Here is an 18240-nt window from a genome sequence, read left to right on the forward strand (position 1 = left end):
CTACATAACTTTCTTCAAGAAATCAGCTTTGTCTGCTTTGCCTTCTCCGCAACTTTCTTAGTATAGCCGCTGAGCGGCTTTTTCAGTGCTAGAGCAATGACATAGCAAATCGCAATGAACACGCAGAGGAAGAACACATCCTTAAGCACCACGGAGAGCAGCATACCACCAACCGCCTCGCGCATGACACCTACTGCATAAGTGAACGGCACGAGCGGGTTCAGCTTTTGGAAAAAAGGCGATGCTGTACTAACCGGAAAAGTGCCTCCGGAGCTGGAGAACTGAAGTACAAGGAAAATGATCGCTATCCCTTTACCTATGTTCCCGAATACGGAGACTAGTGTGTACGTGATGGTTATGAACACTTTGCTGATGAGAATGGCAAAGATAATGAACCAAAACTTATCCACAACATATGTGCCCAAAAGATACATATCGCCGAGCGTGACGATGATGGCTTGGAGACATCCAACCGTCAGGAAGATGAGCATACGTCCAAAGTAGACATGGTGCGGCTTGAGCAGGCCGTCCGGGTTATCCACATCCACTCTCATCATCGAAACAAGCAGCATAGCTCCTACCCACAAGGCAAGCGTTGTATAAAAGGGCGACATCGCCGACCCATAGTTCGGAATGGGAAAACGCCTATCCTCTTTAATCAACACAGGATTCGCGAGGAAATCGCTTTGCTTTTGAATATCATTCTGCAGCAGTCGCAGAATCTCTTCGATACTGCCCCCGCCTTCCACCTTACGGATTTGATCCGCGGCCTTGCGGACAGCCGCCTCAAAGGCCGGCAGATCATTGCGCACAAGGTTGGCCGCTAGATGGACAGCACTCTCTACCTCTGGAAATTTCGTCTGGTACAGATCAGATAATTTGCGAATTTCATCCTCAGCCGCCGGTAAATCATTGCGCACAAAATTTGCTGCCTCATGCAGCTTTTGCTCGACTTTGGGGAGATCATTACGAACGAACGGCGCGGCTTCATTGATCGCGTTGGTGAACTCGTTCATTTTGGTCTGAAGAGTTGTTGACGCTTCATGTACCTTGGCGTGAATATTCGGCAGATCCTTTTGCAGCACATCGAGCTGAGCTTGCGCGAAATGAATGCCGCTCTGCGCGTCCACTAAGATCTCTTTGATGTTCGGCAGTTGGGACTGCAATGTCTGCAGCACAGTTGCTGAGTTTTGGGCGATAGACTTCAATTGTCCCAGTGCCTTGGTGATGTTCGGAACAATTTCCGAATCGTAACGCGACAAGATATTGCCTATTGCGCTGCTCGCCTCTTTGGACAACGTGTTCAAATTATCCACAAGATCTTTCGCTGGCTTTTCCCCGCGCTGAATGGCCGCTTGGATCTTGCTTAACGTTTGAAGTTGGTTATTGAAATTGGATTTGACACTGTTCAAACGGTTTATCGAATCGGTAAGCGGACCATTCGGCAAGTAGGTGTTCAAGCGTGTAAGCAAATCGACTGTTCGGTCGATGACAGCCACGCCCGTAGTAAGGCGATCCGTGAGCAAACCTATAGCAGCCAAAGCTTTCTGCGGGTCAAGATTAGCATCCTGGAGCAAGCCAGTAAGCTGAGTTACAGCATCCGCTGTCTGCTGAAGCAATATCAAATTCTGCTTCACGACAGGGATAAGCGCTTGGAACGCCGCATCATTATTTTGTAGAAAGCTGCTCAATTGAGTTGCAAATGCACCACCCTGCGCAGCAATAGCCTCTATTTTAGGCAGGGTGTTTAAGGCCGCGGTAACAATTTCGTCCGCCTTGCGTGATTTATCAATCGCTGTGTTGAGAGCCTCTTCGACCTTGCCGAAGTTCTGATCAAGTTCTGCAATACGATCAGCGGCCTTCTGGATTTCCGGCAGCTTTTGTTGAATGACCAGCACTTCTTGCGCAGCAGCTTCAATCTTTGGCCAACGCTCTTCAATCTTTAGAACCGTATCTCCAGCCCGATCCATTTCGGGAATCCGTTTCTCGAGCTCGACGATTTTCTGCCCCTTTTCCTTGATTTCGGGCAGCTTCTGCTCGATCTCAAGCGCTTTATCGCCCATAGCCGTAATTTCCGGCATACGCTTTTCCAACTCAAAGATCCTTGACTCCATATTCCGAATCGTCGGAAGCTCTTTCTCCAAATCGATACCCAACGCTTTCATTCGCGTTAAAATTGACGTGCTCACCGTTTTAATAAAATTTTCGCTGATTTGCGCAGTCACGCTGGAAGCGCCTTTACTCGTAATTTTGGGAGCAACCGCATTGATTTTCTCATTTACCGTGTATAAAATCTCCGGCTTTTCCATCGATCCATCCACAATACTTGTTATTTTTCGCGAAAAATCGTCCGGAATGATCAAACTTGCGTAATAATCCCCTTTTTCAACACCGTCCAGAGCCTCCTGCTCGTTCACAAATGTCCAACCCAAGGAATGATTATTTTTCAAATTATCCACAACTTCATTACCGATATTAATAGCTTTCTCTTGGACAACGGCCCCCTGGTCTTTGCTTGTTACAGCAATTTTGATACCAGACGTATTCGCATAAGGATCCCACATCGCCTCTAGGTTAATCCAAGCATATACAGACGGCAAAATAGCTAGTGCAATCATAAGAAAAAGACCCGTGGGCACTTTCCACAAGTTCCGAAGATCCGTTAAATAAATGCTCAAAATTTTCTTCATAATACCTCCACAACTTTCAACGATATGGTTAATGTTACCTTGCACCTAAGATACCATACACTTATTTGCCATATAAGAAAAGACTATATAAAAGAATATCGAGAACACACGAAATGGAATCCGTCTGAAGTAGTTCTCCAATCTTAGAAGCCGTAATGGCTGTGGGTAAGTTGCCCTGTGGATATGTGTATAGCATGTCCGTTTTATTATACACAACCTGCTCTGTGGACATGTTGATATTGTGGGTATCTTTGTGGATAAGTTTAATAAGGTCAGTTGGAGTCGATAAAAAGAGGGACAAAGATCAGAGGTCAGAAAGCAGGTTGAAAGACGAGGGTGGGAATAAGCAGAATTTCCGCAAAAAGAGCCTTTTTAATCGATGAAAAGAGGGAGGCTATGTGAAGAATCATCACAAATTTGAGTTATTCGCACATAAACCCACAGCGCGGTGTACAGGGCAACACGCAGGTATTTACTTTTTTACAGAGGCATGCTATCCTTATTTCGATGAATATAGAAACAACAGAAAGGAGCAATCTACGATGGTTGATGTCAGTTTGGAAGCCAAGCAAGCGGTGAAAGTTCATAAAGCGTTAGGCGAACCTACTCGCTACAAAATTTTTGAGATGCTGATCAAAGAAAGTAATTTATGCCCCGCAGAACTGGAAAACCGTTTGGAATCAGTGGCGTTATCCACACTGTCTCATCATTTGAAACAATTAACAGACTGCGGACTGCTTGACTCTCAAAAAAAAGGAACGTTCGTTTACTTCAGCGTGAATTGGGAAAATGCCAAAAAATTCGTACCCTATTTGCTCGATTAATTTTTTTGTTTTATATTTCGACATATTTAGAAACATAAAAATATATTCTCGCATCTGCGACAAAGTATTATTTTTTACCCCATATTCCAATATATCTAGAAATATAAAAATTTAAATGAAAGAGGTTTTCAAAATGTCAAAAACATGGAGAATTTACATTTTAGCACTTCTTAGTTTTTTAGTTGGAACATCGGAATTCATTATAGCGGGAATTCTGGATAAAATTTCGAGCTCGATGGATATTTCATTGGTGGCTGCCGGCCAACTGATTACTGTTTTCTCACTCATCTACGCGATCGGCACTCCGATCATCATGGCCTTAACTTCCGGGTCGGGACCGGCGTAAACTGCTCCTTTATGCTCTTGGTTTGTTCGTCCTCGCTAATGGTTTGGCTTTTGTCATGCCGGGATTCGGACTGTTCGTTAGCGCTCGAGTTTTGATGGCTCTTGGAGCCGGGGTCGTCGTTGTCACCGCATTGAGTATCGCGGCTATGATCGCCCCTCAAGGTAGACAGGCCAGTGCGATCGCAACTGTCATCATGGGCTTCACTGCCTCCTTGATCGTCGGAGTCCCGCTGGGTAGAATGATTGCCGCTTCATACGATTGGAAAATGGTGTTTGGCGGAATCGGCGCCCTGGGTCTGCTTGCGATGGTCGTTATCGCCCTAACAATTCCATCTCTACAGGGAGAGGCGGCTATACCGCTGCGTAAACAATTGGCTCTTTTGAAAAACCCAAAAATAGCTATGGCCTTGTTGGTTAGTTTCTTTTGGCTGGGCGGCTATTCCATTGCCTATACGTATATTTCGCCTTATCTTTTAACGATTACTGGTATGGGCGAGAAAACATTAAGTACCGCCTTGTTTGCATTCGGTATTGCCAGCCTGATTGGCTCCAAACTCGGAGGCTACAGCGCGGATCGCTGGGGAGTTCGTCGAACGCTAACATCGGGCATGCTGTTACATGTTATAACCCTTATTTTATTAACTTTAGCCGCGCACTCACCAAGTGTTGTATTTCCATTGCTTATCTTATGGTCATTCGCAGCTTGGTCGTCCGGACCTACTCAACAATATAATTTGGTTACCTTAGCTCCTGAATCATCAGGTATTATGCTCAGTCTGAACAGCTCGGTTATGCAGCTTGCTATGGCTGCCGGTGCCGGCGTTGGCGGCGTTGTAGTTGGACAAATATCTTTGGCGTCTGTGACTTGGATCGGAGCGATTGGCGTTGGAATTGCAGTGGGTATTACGATCTTATCTTTCAGACGATCCAGAGCAGGAAGCAAATCTATTGCTGAATCTTCAGTTGAGCCGTTGCAAAGAGCATAAGAACTATCTAATGGCGGCATTGGAAAAAGACAAAAAAGGATAATCCGGCTCTAATGGAGCTATGGATTATCCTTTTTTTCACTTCACCTGTCATTGGCCGTTGCGCCCCTTCGATGACCAGCACGTCGTTCAGTCCTTGTGAATCGAGAAGAAAGACATTCCGGACGGCATCCTCGACTGGAACATTGCCGTAGCTGCAAACAGTTCCGACAATGTTGATGTTAATACAACATGGGATAAACAACAGAGCGGTCTTACATAACGAAAAGAATTATCGACCATGCCTAAACTCCTCTTAAGTAGTGGGGCTTCCCCGACTTTAGTACAGCTTCCATAACCGTCGGCGGTCCGTTTTCGTAGAAGTTCGAACAAGCTACAATATAGACATAAGAACGAAGCAGACATACAACATGCTTACATTTGAGAGGAGACTTATACAATGAACAAATTATTCAGATCCACTACAGACAGTAAATTAACCGGCCTTTGCGGAGGAATCGCAGAATGGCTCGGAGTTAATCCAACCATCATTCGCCTAATCGTTGCTTTTACTGCACTATGCAGCTTCGGAACCGTCATACTGCTTTACTTCATCGGCTCTATCCTTGTTCCGAAAATGCCATATAGCCACATATAAAAAGAGGTTGTCTTATAAGTCTTAATTGGAAAAATGAAAACTCATTTTATGATTTTTGCAGTCTATCTGCAACTTCCATTGGAGAAAATACAATAGAAGTTGAGGTTCGGCAGCATAAAAATCAATTCCATTGGATTTATTCCAATAGAAGAACGCATTTTGAAGCCTGAAAGTCGATTCCATTGGAAAAATCCAATGGAAGTATGAATTTCGTTCTGAATACCAATTCGAATTCCCAGAAGATCAGTAGGCCATAAGGGGCTGTCGCAAGTAGATTTATCTACTTTTGAGACGGCCCCTTCTTTGTTATAACGGCACCACTTTGCGCCATGTGCGCAAAGCTGTTACATCTTCCGCGCCCGCGGCCGCGTAAGCTTCGCAAACAAAGCCCGGGACTTCCGTGCCGTCCCGGAGCTCAACCTTCCCGATCCCCAGCGGAGCTGGGATCGCAGCCGCAAAGCCGCCGAATGCCTCCAGCGGCATCTCCCAAACCTCCAGCAGGATGGCTGCGCCGCCCTGCTGCTGCCTTACCAACCCCGGCTTCGCCGGCGTGGTCGGCAGCTTCACCAGGCTGTACTTCGCTGCGGTCTCATCCTCCCGGATGAACCGTGCTCCACAGCCTAGCATTTGCTTCTCCAGCGGGTAGCCGCGCATGTGTAAGCCACAGACCGCGACCAGCGTCGTCGGCGCCGCTGCCACGGCAACCTCATCCGCCGCCGAGCCTGCAGCACGCGGCGCAATCCCTTCATCAGCCGATGCCAGTTCGGCGTCCACATCACCCGCTACGAACTGCTCGGCTGCGCCGCAGATCAAGCTCTCCTCTTCAGCGAGCGCGAAGAACGTGATGCCAAAAGGCGTCTGCGGAGCCGCATCACCCGCCGGCACAGCAACTCCGCACAAATCAAGCAGATTGCAATGATTCGTGTAGCGCCCCATATCCCGATTCGTACTAATCGGATCAGCCAGCACTTGCTCGCGCGTCCACGTCCCCCCGCAGGTAGGCATGACAAGCACCCCAGCCTTCAGCAGTTTGCGAGCTTCCAGCTTGAACTGCTGCAGCTTATGCATCGCGTGGAACACGGATGCCGCATCATACTCCGCAGCGGAACCAGAGCGGAGAATTTTCTCCGTCACCGGGTAAGCCACCCCCGGGTTCGCTTCAATAAAGTCGCCCAAGGCTGCCCAACGCTCGGCCACCCAAGGGCCCTCATACAGTATTGCCGCCGCTTCAGCGAACAACGCAACATCGATATATTCAACCGGGATGTTTAATTTAACACTTAATCCCTTTAATTTCTCAACAGCTGCGTTCCACGCAGCGCGGTACTCCGAAGCATAAGGACCATAAAAACCCAACTCACCTTCCGGCAGAAAAACTTTGGCCGGAAGCTTAGCGGCTTCCCTTGTTACACTGCGTGACCAAGGGTCATCCGCGTGAAGCCCGCGCACTACGCCGTCTACGGCTAGCGCGTCATCCAAGCTGTGCGCGAAGACGGTTACACAGTCTAAACTCGCACAGGCAGGCACTACCCCTTTGGTTGGCCAGGCGCCGAAACTCGGCTTATAGCCAACCAATCGGTTCAAAGCTGCAGGCACGCGACCCGAGCCTGCCGTGTCTGTGCCAAGCGAGAACGCCGCTTGGCCACGAGCTACCGAGACGGCTGAGCCGGAGCTCGAGCCGCCGCTGATCAGTTCCGGGCGAAGCGCGTTATTCGCGTCACCGTAAGGACTTCTCGCGCCGACAAGCCCCGTCGCGAATTGGTCCAAGTTCGTCTTGCCGACCGGAATCGCTCCTGCGGCAATCAATCTCTCCACGACACCTGAGTGCTCCGCCGGCGTATACGCATACTCCGCGCAGCCAGCTGTCGTCGGCACCCCAGCCAGATCAATGTTATCCTTGATCGCAAAAGGAATTCCCCACAGCGGCGCATCAGCCATAGAAACCGTTTTTAATCTTTCCAAGTAAGGCTGAATGATATCCATCGTCGGCGGTGTAATCCAAATATTCATATCTACATCATCCGACGAGCGCTGCACAATAGCTGCTATCACTTCTTGCGGCGTTAACTCCTGCTTCTCATATTTATCCCGGAGCCACTTGATAGTTAATTCCTTTGCCACTTCGATTCTTTCAGTCATCTACAGACACCTCTCTCCTTAAGCAGATTGTGCAATACCGAGAATCAACTGACCTGCATGAACTTGATCTCCAGGCTTCACCCCAATCATAGAAACATAGCCATCACAAGGCGCATGCTGCGGGAACTCCATTTTCATACTTTCCAGAATTGCCAGCTGATCACCCTTCTTCACTTGTTCCCCCTGAGAAACTAGAAGTTTCCACACACTTCCCGGCATAATACCGCGTACAGCAACAGTTCCTGCCGGCAGCTCATCCTCTGGTCCTTCATTGACAGTCTCCTGCTCGGATACGTACTCCGCCAACCCTTTCGCCTTCCAGCTTTCCCGCTCTTCTTTAAAAGCAATTTGCTGCTGCTTGCGGAACGTTTCCGCACTCTCTTCGATTGAGCTTAAGAATTGCAAATATTCGCCTAAATCAAATGTCGTTTCTTGAATATCCGCTTCATATCTGCCTCTCGGGAAGTCTTCACGTAGTTGAAGCAATTCCTCTGCGCTGACCTCGTAGAATTGAATTTGATCAAAGAACCTTAACAACCAAGGTTTACCCGCCTTGAAGCTTTCCGTCGAGCGCAGACGATTCCACATCTGAATCGTACGTCCTACGAATTGATATCCGCCCGGACCTTCCATTCCATACACACACATGTAAGCACCGCCGATACCAACGGCATTCTCAGGTGTCCAAGTTCGTGCAGGGTTATATTTCGTTGTGACTAGGCGATGACGCGGGTCGACAGGCGTAGCTACAGGAGCCCCCAAATACACGTCACCTAATCCAAGTACCAAATAATTAGCGTCATAAACAATCTTTTTAACATCATCAATTGTCTCTAATCCATTAATGCGTTGAATGAATTCCAGATTGCTCGGACACCACGGCGCATCTGGACGCACCCCTTGTTGATAACGCTGAATCGCCAGCTGTGTCGCGGGGTCATCCCAGGAAAGCGGCAAACGAACAATACGCGACGGTACGCGGAACTCTTCCAAAGGAGGCAGAGCTGCGTCAATCTCAACAATTTTCTCACACGCTTCACTTACCGTTATTTGTGAAGGGTCGATGTGAATTTGCAAGGAACGAATCCCTGGCGTTAAATCCAGCACTGGAATCGAGCCACTTTCCATAATCGCTTGCATCAAAGCCTGCACTTGGAAGCGCAGCAGCAAATCCAGTTCAAGCTCGCCATACTCAACAAGTAAATTCTGATCGCCGCAGCAGCGGATCGTAATAGGAAATCTGCGATTAGCAGATTCTTGGAAAAGACGCGGATATTCCGGTGTAATCTCCTCATTAGTAGCAGGGAGCTGCACAAGTACCAGCTGTCCTAGATTCCCCTCACCCATCGCACGCAAATTACTTTCCTGCTGATCACGCAATGCTTCCGCCTCTGGGAGTGTCAGCAAATGGAATCGAATGGCATCACCCGGATGAAGCTGCCCCAGCTTCCAAAACTCAGCCGAAGCCGTCGTCACTGGACATACAAAACCGCCAAGACTCGGGCCATCCGATCCAAGAAGAATAGGCATATCTCCCGTCAAATCCAGCGTACCGACCGCATACGCATTATCGTGTATATTGGATGGATGAAGCCCCGCTTCCCCGCCATCTTCACGCGTCCATAGCGGCGCAGGCCCTTTCAAACGAACTCCTGTCCTCGAGGAGTTAAAATGAACTTCCCAACTCGTTTCCGTCAATTGATCCAAGTATTCTGCATGCAAAAATTCACCTGTACAATGGGGTCCAGGGATCACACCGATCGTCCACTCTCGCGTCATCACAGGACGATGCTCCAGAGCAAGCTCTGCCGCCTCTTGAACTGGACTTCCGCCTTCTTTCACACCCAGCACATCTCCCGTACGCAGCGCTCGACCGCCATGACCACCGAAGCCGCCTAGCGTAAACGTAGATGAGCTGCCGAGAATTTTCGGCATATCCAAGCCGCCGCAGATAAGAAGATAAGTGCGCATACCTTCCTTGGCCTCGCCGAAGCTCAGCACTTGACCGCGAGCCGCCAACACCGGCTTATACGTTACAACAGCCGTTCCATCCAGCTCCGCCTGCATATCTGCGCCAGTTACGCAGAACCACATGTCGCTGCGGAATTTATATGAACCTCCGCGCAGCGTCATTTCCAATCCGCAGGCATCGTCATTGTTGCCAAGCAGCTTGTTACCGATGCGGAACGATAGCGGATCCATCGGTCCGCAAGGGGGTACACCCACGTCCCAGTGGCGGATGCGGCCCGGGAAGTCCTGGACGGTGGTTTGGATCCCGCCGTCTACAACTTCCAGAGCCCGTTCCACGGGCTCGAACGTATTCAACAATTGCGTGAAGACGTTCCCGTCTACGCAATCTTTCTCTTGCAGAAGAGCCTGCAAATACTGCAGATTCGTTGTAATTCCATACATGCGCGTTTCCGCTAACGCTTCGATCAATTTACGAATGGCGTCCAAACGGTCTACACCGTGGACAATAATTTTAGCCAGCATCGGATCGTATAGCGTCGTTACTGTCAACCCATCCCTGACCCATGTCTCATTCCTTGCTTTTTCAGAAAAGACCGCCCGATCCAGCTGCCCCGCACTCGGACGGAACTGCTGGAGGCAGTCCTCCGCATAAATCCGCGCTTGAATGCTGTGCCCTACCGGCTTACGGATAAGCGATTGAATGTTGGTAAGCTCATTAGCCGCTTCAAGCACCATCCACTCGACAAGATCAATACCCAGCACTTCTTCCGTCACACCGTGCTCAACCTGAAGTCTGGTATTGACCTCAAGGAAGTAAAACTCACACGTCTCCGGATCATAAAGATATTCCACGGTACCCGCACTGCGATAGCCCACTTCAGCAGCAAGACGCTTCGCAGAGGCGAACATCGCCTCACGCACTTCATCCGACAGATTCGGAGCCGGACTTTCTTCAATAACCTTCTGATTACGGCGCTGAATGGAACAATCGCGCTCACCTAATGTAACAACTTCACCGTAGTTATTACCGAAAATTTGTACCTCAACGTGACGAGCTCTCGCGATATATTTTTCGAGAAACATGCCGCCGTTTTTGAAATTCGTCTCTGCCAAATGGCGAACGCCATCATATGCGGCTCTTAGTGTTGCTTCATCAGCGCAAACGCGCATCCCAATACCGCCGCCGCCTGCTGTGCTTTTAAGAATAACAGGGTAACCAATACGCGCAGCTTCAACTATGGCTTCATCCAGCTCTTTAATCAATGGAGTCCCGGGCAGCATCGGTACGCCGGCTCTTTCGGCAATTTCTCGCGCAGAATGCTTGAGTCCAAACATTTCCATTTGCTCCGGCGTAGGTCCGATGAATACAATGCCATTCTCACGGCAAGCACGAGCGAAATCGGCATTTTCACTTAGAAAGCCGTAACCGGGATGAATCGCTTGCGCACCGGTTTCCAGCGCTGTTTTCAAAATCAGCTCTGTATTCAAATAGCTTTCCTTCGCCGGTCCTTCCCCGATCAGAACAGCTTCATCCGCGCCATCCACATGTAAACTATCTTGATCTGCCCCTGTATATACAGCAACGGATTTAACCCCGAGCTTGCGTAAAGTACGCTCAATACGTACAGCGATAGCGCCACGATTAGCAATCAGCACTTTAGTAAACATCGTATCCACACCCCTTAGAATTTCGTAGACCATCTATCTCCTCTTAAGCAAAGGAACTTACTTCTCCCAAATAAGAACCTGGATCGGCGTCGGATTATAGGCATTACAAGGATTATTAAGCTGTGGACAGTTGCTGATAAGCACCATAGAGCTGCCTAACGACTGGACCTCTACATAGCAGCCCGGAGCGGAAACACCATCATCGAACTTCAGTCCACCATCCGGTGTGACGGGTACATTCATAAAGAAGTTAATATTCGGCGCCAAATCCCGCTTCGTATACGCTCCGCTTTCGTGCTGAGCAAGCTGTAACATAAACGTATCCCGACAATTATGCATCGACAGCTTATCGTGCGAGTAACGCACCGTGTTGCTTTGAGCCGAGCACGAACCTCCGACCGTATCATGGCGCCCGCAAGTGTCGGCTACGATTTCAAGCAATGCCTTACCGGATTCTGCCCGGAGGACCGAGCCTGTGCTGAGATAAATGTTGCTTTGACCTGTAATCGTCGCAACCGCACTATAATGATCTTCCGGATTCTCTGCATCATAAAACAACGTGTCTGCCGCCTGGTTCCCTTCCAGATCGACAATGCGCAGCACCTGCCCTGGCTTCAAAACCCGCATCCAACCGTCTCCCGCTTGAATAACTTCGCTATAGATGGCATCCCGGGTGATGCGAGGGCTTTCTACTCGATTAAAAACAGCCATTTAAATTCCTCCTAACAGCGTGTGATATTCCCATGTATTTCCAAAAGCTCGGCGATTTTCCGGGCGGTAATTCAAGCAATAATCATCTTCACCCACAGGCGATGCAGTCAGCACTTCCATTTTGACAGGCACAGAAGGATAAGTTGATCTTGAGTCTAGCGGGTTCGGCGTGTTCGATAAGACGAGCAAGGCATCTAATTCCGTACGCAGCGTAACCGTTGCACCCGCAGGGCAATGAGTCGCACTAAAATGCATATCCCCATTGTCATCACAAAACACTTTGGAAAATAAATTCACAACCGGCATCATATCGCGCATGCTAAGGCCATTACGTACCAGCTCTACCGCGAAGTTCTCCTGCCCGCTCCGCAGCCACTCATTGCGCTGCTCTTGAAAATTCGTCGTCCCGTATTTGGCATCCGTAGCCGCACGGCTTATATATCCGCTAAGCGGATCATGCCAACCGATACTGTCCTCCACGATGCTCACTAACGCTCGGCCGTTGTCACTCATCAGCACGTTACCGCGTGTCAAATGGGCTGTATGCTGGGCTTTCAGCGTATCCGGCATATTGTAGCGCTCTGTAAGATCCCTCGCGTGGAACACTTGTATAGACACATTCGCACCCGCCTCCAGCGCCGTAAAACGAATCAACTTCCCTCTACCAACCGCTCCTGACCACTTGCCGCCTGGCCCTATTGTCTTGCTCCAAATGTTATCCATGCTACCCATCTCCTTTGCCATGTCGTTAAACAAAAAGGGAGACATCACAAGACTCAAATGTCTTGGTGATATCTCCCAGGTTTTTATCCTTCCGTGGCGCTCTTGTGCAAGAGCGGTTTACTCTCGGACCAGCCCGGTCATGCCGGCGGAACCCTAGTAAACAATCGTATTCGTTTGTGTCACTAAACATAACATCGTTTATGGTATGTGTCAATAACTTCTAGATTCATTCCTGTTTTTATCTAAAATACTTCTCATATGATTAACTTTGTGTTATATTAACTTACACATATCATTGGATTCTAACATAAGAAAGCAAAAGACCTTTTTTTGACTAATAGGTAAGTAATGATTCATCACATACATGGTTTTCTAGGGTTCCGCGAGCGAAAGAAGTCTCGGTCTGGACCAAGAGAAAACGCACAGCTAACCCTGTGTTCACGGAGGGATAAAAGCCCGGGAGGATATCTGTTTCTTAGATATCTCCTTGGCTTTTTTGCATATACGCTCCGTACGATCACTGGAAAACAAGGATAAGGGAGTGTCAACATCATGAAATCAGAAGTCACACTGCGCAAATCTTTAAACCTATCCCAAGTCGTTTACATGGGGCTGGCATGGATGACGCCTATGATCTATTTCTCCATCTATGGCATTGCTTATGAGAATGCGCATGGCATGCTGACGCAAGCATATCTACTTGCCTTCGTTGCCATTTTCTTCACCGCGTACAGCTACGGTGTCATGTCCAAATCTTTTCCTACATCAGGTTCCGCTTACACCTATACGAAGAAAAGCATACATCCCTACTTGGGTTTCCTGGTCGGCTGGGCACTGCTTCTTGACTACTTCTTCTCCCCCATTATCGCTTGCCTCACCTTCGGTATCTATCTTCACGCACAGTTCCCGTCCATTCCAGCTTATGTCTGGATCATTGGGCTCAATTTCGTCCTCGGCATCGTAAATATTATTGGCATTAAGTTTTCTGCAAATATCAGCAAGCTGTTCGTCTGGATTCAGATTCTTTTTATCGCCGTCTTCTGTTTTTTCCTATTCCGAAATATCACCGGAGATGTTCATCCGCTGCAGCCATTCCTGCAAACCGAAGTCCCTTTTTCCACCATTCTTGCCGGAGCATCGATGATCTGTTTCTCCTTTCTAGGCTTTGACACGGTCACAACCATGTCGGAAGAAACCAAAAACTCCGAGAAAACGATTCCGCGGGCGATCATGATTATCATCATTACAGCCAGCATTTTATACTTGGTGCCGTCATTCCTGACACAGCTGGTTTATCCACAGCTAACCTTCGTCGATACCGATTCGGCTGGTTTCGAGATCGTGAAGCTCGTCGGCGGAGCCGCACTTAGCTCTGTATTCATCACAGTGCTTATACTCGCCATTTTCACCCAAGGCTTATCATCGGTAACTAGCGTTTCTCGTCTCCTCTTTGTGATGGGGCGCGATTCCATACTCCCTAAACGGGTGTTCGGCGCCCTTCATCCTAAGTTCAACACACCAGTCACTAACATCGTTATCGTCAGCGTTGTCTCTCTGCTCGCTCTTGTCATATCGCTAGACAATGCTGTGAAATTCGTGAATTTCGGGGCATTGACGGCCTTCTTCTTTGTAAACATCTCCGTTATCGCCCAAAAATACATCAAAGATAAGCAGCGCTCGCCGAAGCAAACGTTCCTTTATCTCATTATGCCGTTGATCGGAGCCGGTTTCATTGGCTATCTACTGTCTTTGCTCGACAAAGACGCCTTATGGATGGGAGGCGTATGGCTCCTCGCGGGCATTATGTATCATTTGATTCGAAAGCGTTCCGCACGTACGCTAACTGTGGCAAGCAGGCCCATCATCACGAGCAGCGGCCGTCCTTCCGGGTCTTTGGAATAGAATGAGAAAAAGGTTGTCCCATTGGTAGCTTTTAGCTACTAGTGAGACAACCTTTTTTTACATTTCAGGAATGGTATCGGGAGAAGTAAGGCTACTGCGAATAGGGATAGCTCGTTATGGGGGTTGGGTGTTTTACCCGGCCTAAATAGACAGAAGTTGTACAGAGTACAACAATTTCGGCTGTTTCTTCTCAACAAGCTGCCGATGTTGTATTTTGTGCAACATTTTCCCCGCATTTCACCCAATTGAGCCACTTTCGGGAAAATATGTTGTATTTTTTGCAACAATTGCCGCGATAATACCGATTATCTTGCATAATGTTGTACAAATTACAACTTCGCTCGCCTATCAAACTTTACTTACCTTCGCAGATAGATATCACACTTTTCTTCACTTGCCTGTATCGAACTTACTCAACCCTGATAGCCGGCCACTCTTGCCTAAAAAGACGGGTAAATCGTTATTCATTCTCGCTAGTGGCAGAGTGTTGAATCGGCACGCTTTGATCATCTGTAGGAAAGCCACCTTACTTATTCGAGATGTCCCGATTTAAGGTCAGCAGGAAAAACAAGCCCCATCTGCTTTCTAGCCTCATCCATAATAGCCATGGCAATGCTGGAATTCGCATGTGAGTTTGTCGTGGACTCTAATGCTCCGCTTTTAATAAGTCGAATAAATTCTTCCGCTTCATAGCGCATCGTTCGCACAGCTTGCTCCCGCGTCAGGTTTTCTACCGAACCATCTCGGTAGCGGATTTCAACTTTTTCAGGCGTGTTGATTTTATCGATAATCATCGTCGCATCCTCGCCTTGAATTTCTGCAGGCAGATAGGAGCTCGATATTTTGGAGTGCATGATAACCGCATCCATCTCTTTGTAGCTAAGAAGCAGGCTGCCCTCGCCATCTACACCTGACTCCAGCAGTACTCCACTTGCTTGTACACGATCGGGAGCACCAAAAAGTACCGCCAACGGATAGATACAATAAACGCCTAAATCCATTAATGAGCCATTGGAAAAAATCGGATTGAACGCATTCAGAACCGTCCCCTGCTTATAGGCATCATATCTGGAGGAATATTGGCAATAGCTCGCAAAATAACGACGAATTTTACCCAGCTTATGTAAATTATCTTGAATGGCCTTGAAATTAGGAAGTAGTGTGGACTTGAGGGCTTCCATGAACACCACTTTATTATTTTGTGCAGCCTTAATCATCGCTGAGAGTTCAGCAGTATTGGATGCCGCAGGCTTTTCGCAAATAACATGCTTGCCATGATTCATACAGAGTACCGCATATTCAGCGTGAAGCGAGTTCGGACTAGCAATATAAACCGCATCGAATTCCTTGCTTTGTGCAAACGTTTCTAGGCTTGTATAGATATGAGAAACCTCAAATTTCTGAGCAAATTCCGCAGCTTTCTCCTCCGTACGCGAGTATACGGCAGTTAAGACGAACTCCCCCGTCTCGCGGGCAGCATGAATGAATTCTTCCGTAATCCAATTGGTTCCAATAACAGCAAAACGTATCATATCGTTCTCCTTTGTTCCACTCTTGTTTTTCATAACTATACCATGATTTCAGAACTGTTGAAAAAAAGAACAGAAACAGGAAGGCAGAATTGTTGCCTAAAAACCCCCTTGACATGAAACCAAAAGGTTTCGTATAATCCGTTATGTAACCAATTGGTTTCACATTGCAATGCCTTTGGAAAACCTAATCTTTTGGGCACAATACAGAAAGGAAATAAGGGAAGGATTGACTTACAATGCAGGAGGAACTGCTGAAAAAGCTGCGCTATAAACAAGGACGAGCCCTCGTTCTTCAGGCACCTGAAGGCTACAAGCTTGGCATTGAGGATAACGAGGAGCCGAATGGGACCTACGATTTCGTTCAGCTATTTGTTAACAATGCCGCCGAGGTGGAGGAGTGGGCCCCTAAAGCAATTGCCCATTTGAACGGCTGTTCTGGATTACTTATCCGAAGCAAAGCTCAAAGGTGAAAACCGACATTAACCGAGACATTCTGTGGAAGTTGATGGATGAAAAAACGGACTATCGTCTTGTAAGCAATGTCGCGGTGGACGATAAATTGTCGGCCCTGCGTTTACGTCATAAGAGTAAAGTAAAAACAAAATCCTAAAAAATTAATCATTGGAGGCTTTTTATTTATGGAAAATCAGACTCAAGGCACATTGCCGGATATCAGGCAAACACTTGTTTTTAACGCGCCGATTCAAAAAGTTTGGAATGCCGTAGCGACATCTGATGGCATCGCAGCTTGGCTCATGCCCAATGATTTCAAGCCAGAGGTTGGCTATGAATTTCATTTGGAAGCAGGACCTTTTGGCAAATCCCCTTGTAAAGTAACCGAGCTCGACCCGCCGAACCGTTTGACTTTTGCATGGGGCAAGGATTGGTCGCTGACTTTTGAATTGACCGATTTGGAAGGCAAAACCGAATTTACGCTCATCCACTCCGGCTGGGATGCGGACAAAGTTACAGAATTCGGTCAACCTCACACTGCGGTTCGCGAGACCATGTCGATGGGCTGGGTTGGCCTGGCGAAGAAACTGGCTGCTCACGTCGAGGCTTAAGATGGCAGTCCCCTCGCAGAAGCATGACGTCTTTCAAGCGATCGCCGATCCGACCCGCCGTCAGGTGTTGCAGCTGCTCGGCGAGCAAGAGATGCCCGTCACGGTTATCTCCGGTCATTTCCCGATGAGCCGCACCGCGGTGTCCAAGCATCTTCGCATTTTGGCTGATGCCGGGTTGGTGAAAGAACGCAAAGTCGGCCGCGAGACCCGATACAGGCTGGAGGCGGAACCGCTTATGGAGTTGAAGCGTTGGCTATCCTATTATGAACGCTATTGGGAAAACAAGTTAAACGTGCTCAAACGATTCGTGGAATCGGACGACGAGGAAGGCGGAAATGCTTTATCCGTTTTGGAATTGGTCGATCCTACGAAACACGAATAACAAACACGAAAAGCCGTCGGTTCATCGGACCCTCGGCTTTTTTTCAATCCAATGCATCATTCTTGGCAAAAGAATGTTGGCTCTTCAGCAACTCTATTCCCCCATACACATTCAAGTGAGAATCTTAGACAGCCCTATCTCCCAACACACTCTCAATTGTGAGCGTCTTACACTTCTCCAATTCTCCACAGACATCAAGTGAGACTTAGACAACTCCATTTCTCCATACTCTAGCAAGTGAGCACTTTACACATCTCCATCTACCACACAATCTCGAGTAAGCGCCTTTCATTCTTTACCAATGTTGTATTTTATACAACAAATTTCACCTCAAATGGCTAAATAGCAGGTAGAAGTTGTATTCCATACAACATTTCTGACTCATTTGTGGAGAAACAGCCTATATGTGGTCCAAAAAGTTGTATTTTTTACAACAATGAGGCGAAGAAGGCGGAGTAGAGGCAACAATTGTTGCACAAAATACAACATCATCCAACCAAGAGTGTAGTTTCAGCCCTACAACATCATTCAACCATGAGTGCGGATTCAGACTTACAACATCATCCATCCAAATGTGTGGATTCAGTCAACAATCCCATATCTGCATTTATAAACTATGGATTCCAATCCATGAAAAGGCCGACTACTACCACGCGACACTACAAC

At 47.9% G+C, this 18240-nt stretch carries 12 protein-coding genes, 1 pseudogene and 2 riboswitches; of the genes and pseudogenes, 7 read left to right on the forward strand and 6 right to left on the reverse strand.

Annotated features, from left to right (window positions below):
- Window positions 1-14: 14 nt before the first annotated feature.
- Window positions 15-2690, reverse strand: a complete 2676-nt coding sequence (locus ACBP55_RS35250) for a YhgE/Pip family protein (RefSeq protein ID WP_464648302.1) — start codon at window positions 2688-2690, stop codon at window positions 15-17.
- A 542-nt stretch (window positions 2691-3232) separates the two neighbouring features.
- On the opposite strand from ACBP55_RS35250, the gene ACBP55_RS35255 reads away from it, so the two are divergent.
- From ACBP55_RS35255 to ACBP55_RS35265, 3 genes and pseudogenes are all read left to right on the forward strand, one after another.
- Window positions 3233-3514 carry an ArsR/SmtB family transcription factor gene (locus tag ACBP55_RS35255; RefSeq protein WP_464648303.1) on the forward strand — a complete coding sequence of 94 codons (282 nt, stop codon included), beginning with the start codon at window positions 3233-3235 and terminating at the stop codon, window positions 3512-3514.
- Window positions 3515-3647: 133 nt separating this feature from the next.
- Window positions 3648-4845 (forward strand): annotated as a pseudogene (locus ACBP55_RS35260) (MFS transporter).
- A gap of 439 nt (window positions 4846-5284) precedes the next feature.
- Window positions 5285-5482, forward strand: coding sequence for a PspC domain-containing protein (locus tag ACBP55_RS35265; RefSeq protein ID WP_464648304.1), 198 nt, complete (start codon window positions 5285-5287; stop codon window positions 5480-5482).
- A 306-nt stretch (window positions 5483-5788) separates the two neighbouring features.
- On the opposite strand, the gene atzF is transcribed toward ACBP55_RS35265, so the two are convergent.
- Genes atzF through ACBP55_RS35285 form a run of 4 tightly spaced genes read right to left on the reverse strand, consistent with a single transcriptional unit; the run spans window position 5789 to window position 12694 of the window.
- On the reverse strand, window positions 5789-7621 hold the full coding sequence (atzF, locus tag ACBP55_RS35270) for an allophanate hydrolase (protein ID WP_464648305.1): 1833 nt from the start codon (window positions 7619-7621) through the stop codon (window positions 5789-5791).
- An 18-nt stretch (window positions 7622-7639) separates the two neighbouring features.
- Window positions 7640-11260 carry an urea carboxylase gene (gene uca, locus ACBP55_RS35275; RefSeq protein ID WP_464653541.1) on the reverse strand — a complete coding sequence of 1207 codons (3621 nt, stop codon included), beginning with the start codon at window positions 11258-11260 and terminating at the stop codon, window positions 7640-7642.
- A gap of 57 nt (window positions 11261-11317) precedes the next feature.
- Complete coding sequence (locus ACBP55_RS35280; RefSeq protein WP_464648306.1) at window positions 11318-11971, reverse strand: urea amidolyase associated protein UAAP2; 654 nt, start codon at window positions 11969-11971, stop codon at window positions 11318-11320.
- Entirely contained in the window at window positions 11972-12694 is a 723-nt protein-coding gene (locus tag ACBP55_RS35285) for an urea amidolyase associated protein UAAP1 (protein WP_464648307.1), read from the reverse strand.
- A gap of 70 nt (window positions 12695-12764) precedes the next feature.
- A riboswitch (guanidine-I (ykkC/yxkD leader) is annotated at window positions 12765-12862 on the reverse strand.
- Window positions 12863-13055: 193 nt separating this feature from the next.
- Window positions 13056-13159, forward strand: a riboswitch (guanidine-I (ykkC/yxkD leader).
- 87 nt (window positions 13160-13246) lie between these two features.
- Between ACBP55_RS35285 and ACBP55_RS35290 the strand changes: the two genes are divergently transcribed.
- Window positions 13247-14596 (forward strand): APC family permease, encoded by a 1350-nt coding sequence (locus ACBP55_RS35290; protein ID WP_464648308.1) that lies wholly within the window; start codon window positions 13247-13249, stop codon window positions 14594-14596.
- A 530-nt stretch (window positions 14597-15126) separates the two neighbouring features.
- Here the strand turns inward: ACBP55_RS35290 and ACBP55_RS35295 are convergent.
- Window positions 15127-16128, reverse strand: coding sequence for a Gfo/Idh/MocA family protein (locus ACBP55_RS35295; RefSeq protein WP_464648309.1), 1002 nt, complete (start codon window positions 16126-16128; stop codon window positions 15127-15129).
- A 236-nt stretch (window positions 16129-16364) separates the two neighbouring features.
- Between ACBP55_RS35295 and ACBP55_RS35300 the strand changes: the two genes are divergently transcribed.
- The 3 genes from ACBP55_RS35300 to ACBP55_RS35310 all read left to right on the forward strand — a co-directional run bounded on the left by ACBP55_RS35300 (window position 16365) and on the right by ACBP55_RS35310 (window position 17574).
- On the forward strand, window positions 16365-16598 hold the full coding sequence (locus ACBP55_RS35300) for a hypothetical protein (protein ID WP_464648310.1): 234 nt from the start codon (window positions 16365-16367) through the stop codon (window positions 16596-16598).
- A 168-nt stretch (window positions 16599-16766) separates the two neighbouring features.
- On the forward strand, window positions 16767-17192 hold the full coding sequence (locus ACBP55_RS35305; RefSeq protein ID WP_464648311.1) for an SRPBCC family protein: 426 nt from the start codon (window positions 16767-16769) through the stop codon (window positions 17190-17192).
- A gap of 1 nt (window position 17193) precedes the next feature.
- On the forward strand, window positions 17194-17574 hold the full coding sequence (locus ACBP55_RS35310; protein ID WP_464648312.1) for an ArsR/SmtB family transcription factor: 381 nt from the start codon (window positions 17194-17196) through the stop codon (window positions 17572-17574).
- Window positions 17575-18240: the final 666 nt, after the last annotated feature.

This window comes from Paenibacillus sp. WG02 (assembly GCF_055396115.1).

Bases quoted from the DNA above. Each gene is read 5' to 3' on its own strand.
- atzF (WP_464648305.1), bottom strand. From the start codon at position 7,621: ATGACTGAAAGAATCGAAGTGGCAAAGGAATTAACTATCAAGTGGCTC.
- ACBP55_RS35310 (WP_464648312.1), top strand. From the start codon at position 17,194: ATGGCAGTCCCCTCGCAGAAGCATGACGTCTTTCAAGCGATCGCCGAT.
- ACBP55_RS35305 (WP_464648311.1), top strand. From the start codon at position 16,767: ATGGAAAATCAGACTCAAGGCACATTGCCGGATATCAGGCAAACACTT.
- ACBP55_RS35255 (WP_464648303.1), top strand. From the start codon at position 3,233: ATGGTTGATGTCAGTTTGGAAGCCAAGCAAGCGGTGAAAGTTCATAAA.
- ACBP55_RS35280 (WP_464648306.1), bottom strand. From the start codon at position 11,971: ATGGCTGTTTTTAATCGAGTAGAAAGCCCTCGCATCACCCGGGATGCC.
- ACBP55_RS35265 (WP_464648304.1), top strand. From the start codon at position 5,285: ATGAACAAATTATTCAGATCCACTACAGACAGTAAATTAACCGGCCTT.
- ACBP55_RS35290 (WP_464648308.1), top strand. From the start codon at position 13,247: ATGAAATCAGAAGTCACACTGCGCAAATCTTTAAACCTATCCCAAGTC.
- ACBP55_RS35250 (WP_464648302.1), bottom strand. From the start codon at position 2,690: ATGAAGAAAATTTTGAGCATTTATTTAACGGATCTTCGGAACTTGTGG.
- ACBP55_RS35295 (WP_464648309.1), bottom strand. From the start codon at position 16,128: ATGATACGTTTTGCTGTTATTGGAACCAATTGGATTACGGAAGAATTC.
- uca (WP_464653541.1), bottom strand. From the start codon at position 11,260: ATGTTTACTAAAGTGCTGATTGCTAATCGTGGCGCTATCGCTGTACGT.
- ACBP55_RS35285 (WP_464648307.1), bottom strand. From the start codon at position 12,694: ATGGATAACATTTGGAGCAAGACAATAGGGCCAGGCGGCAAGTGGTCA.
- ACBP55_RS35300 (WP_464648310.1), top strand. From the start codon at position 16,365: ATGCAGGAGGAACTGCTGAAAAAGCTGCGCTATAAACAAGGACGAGCC.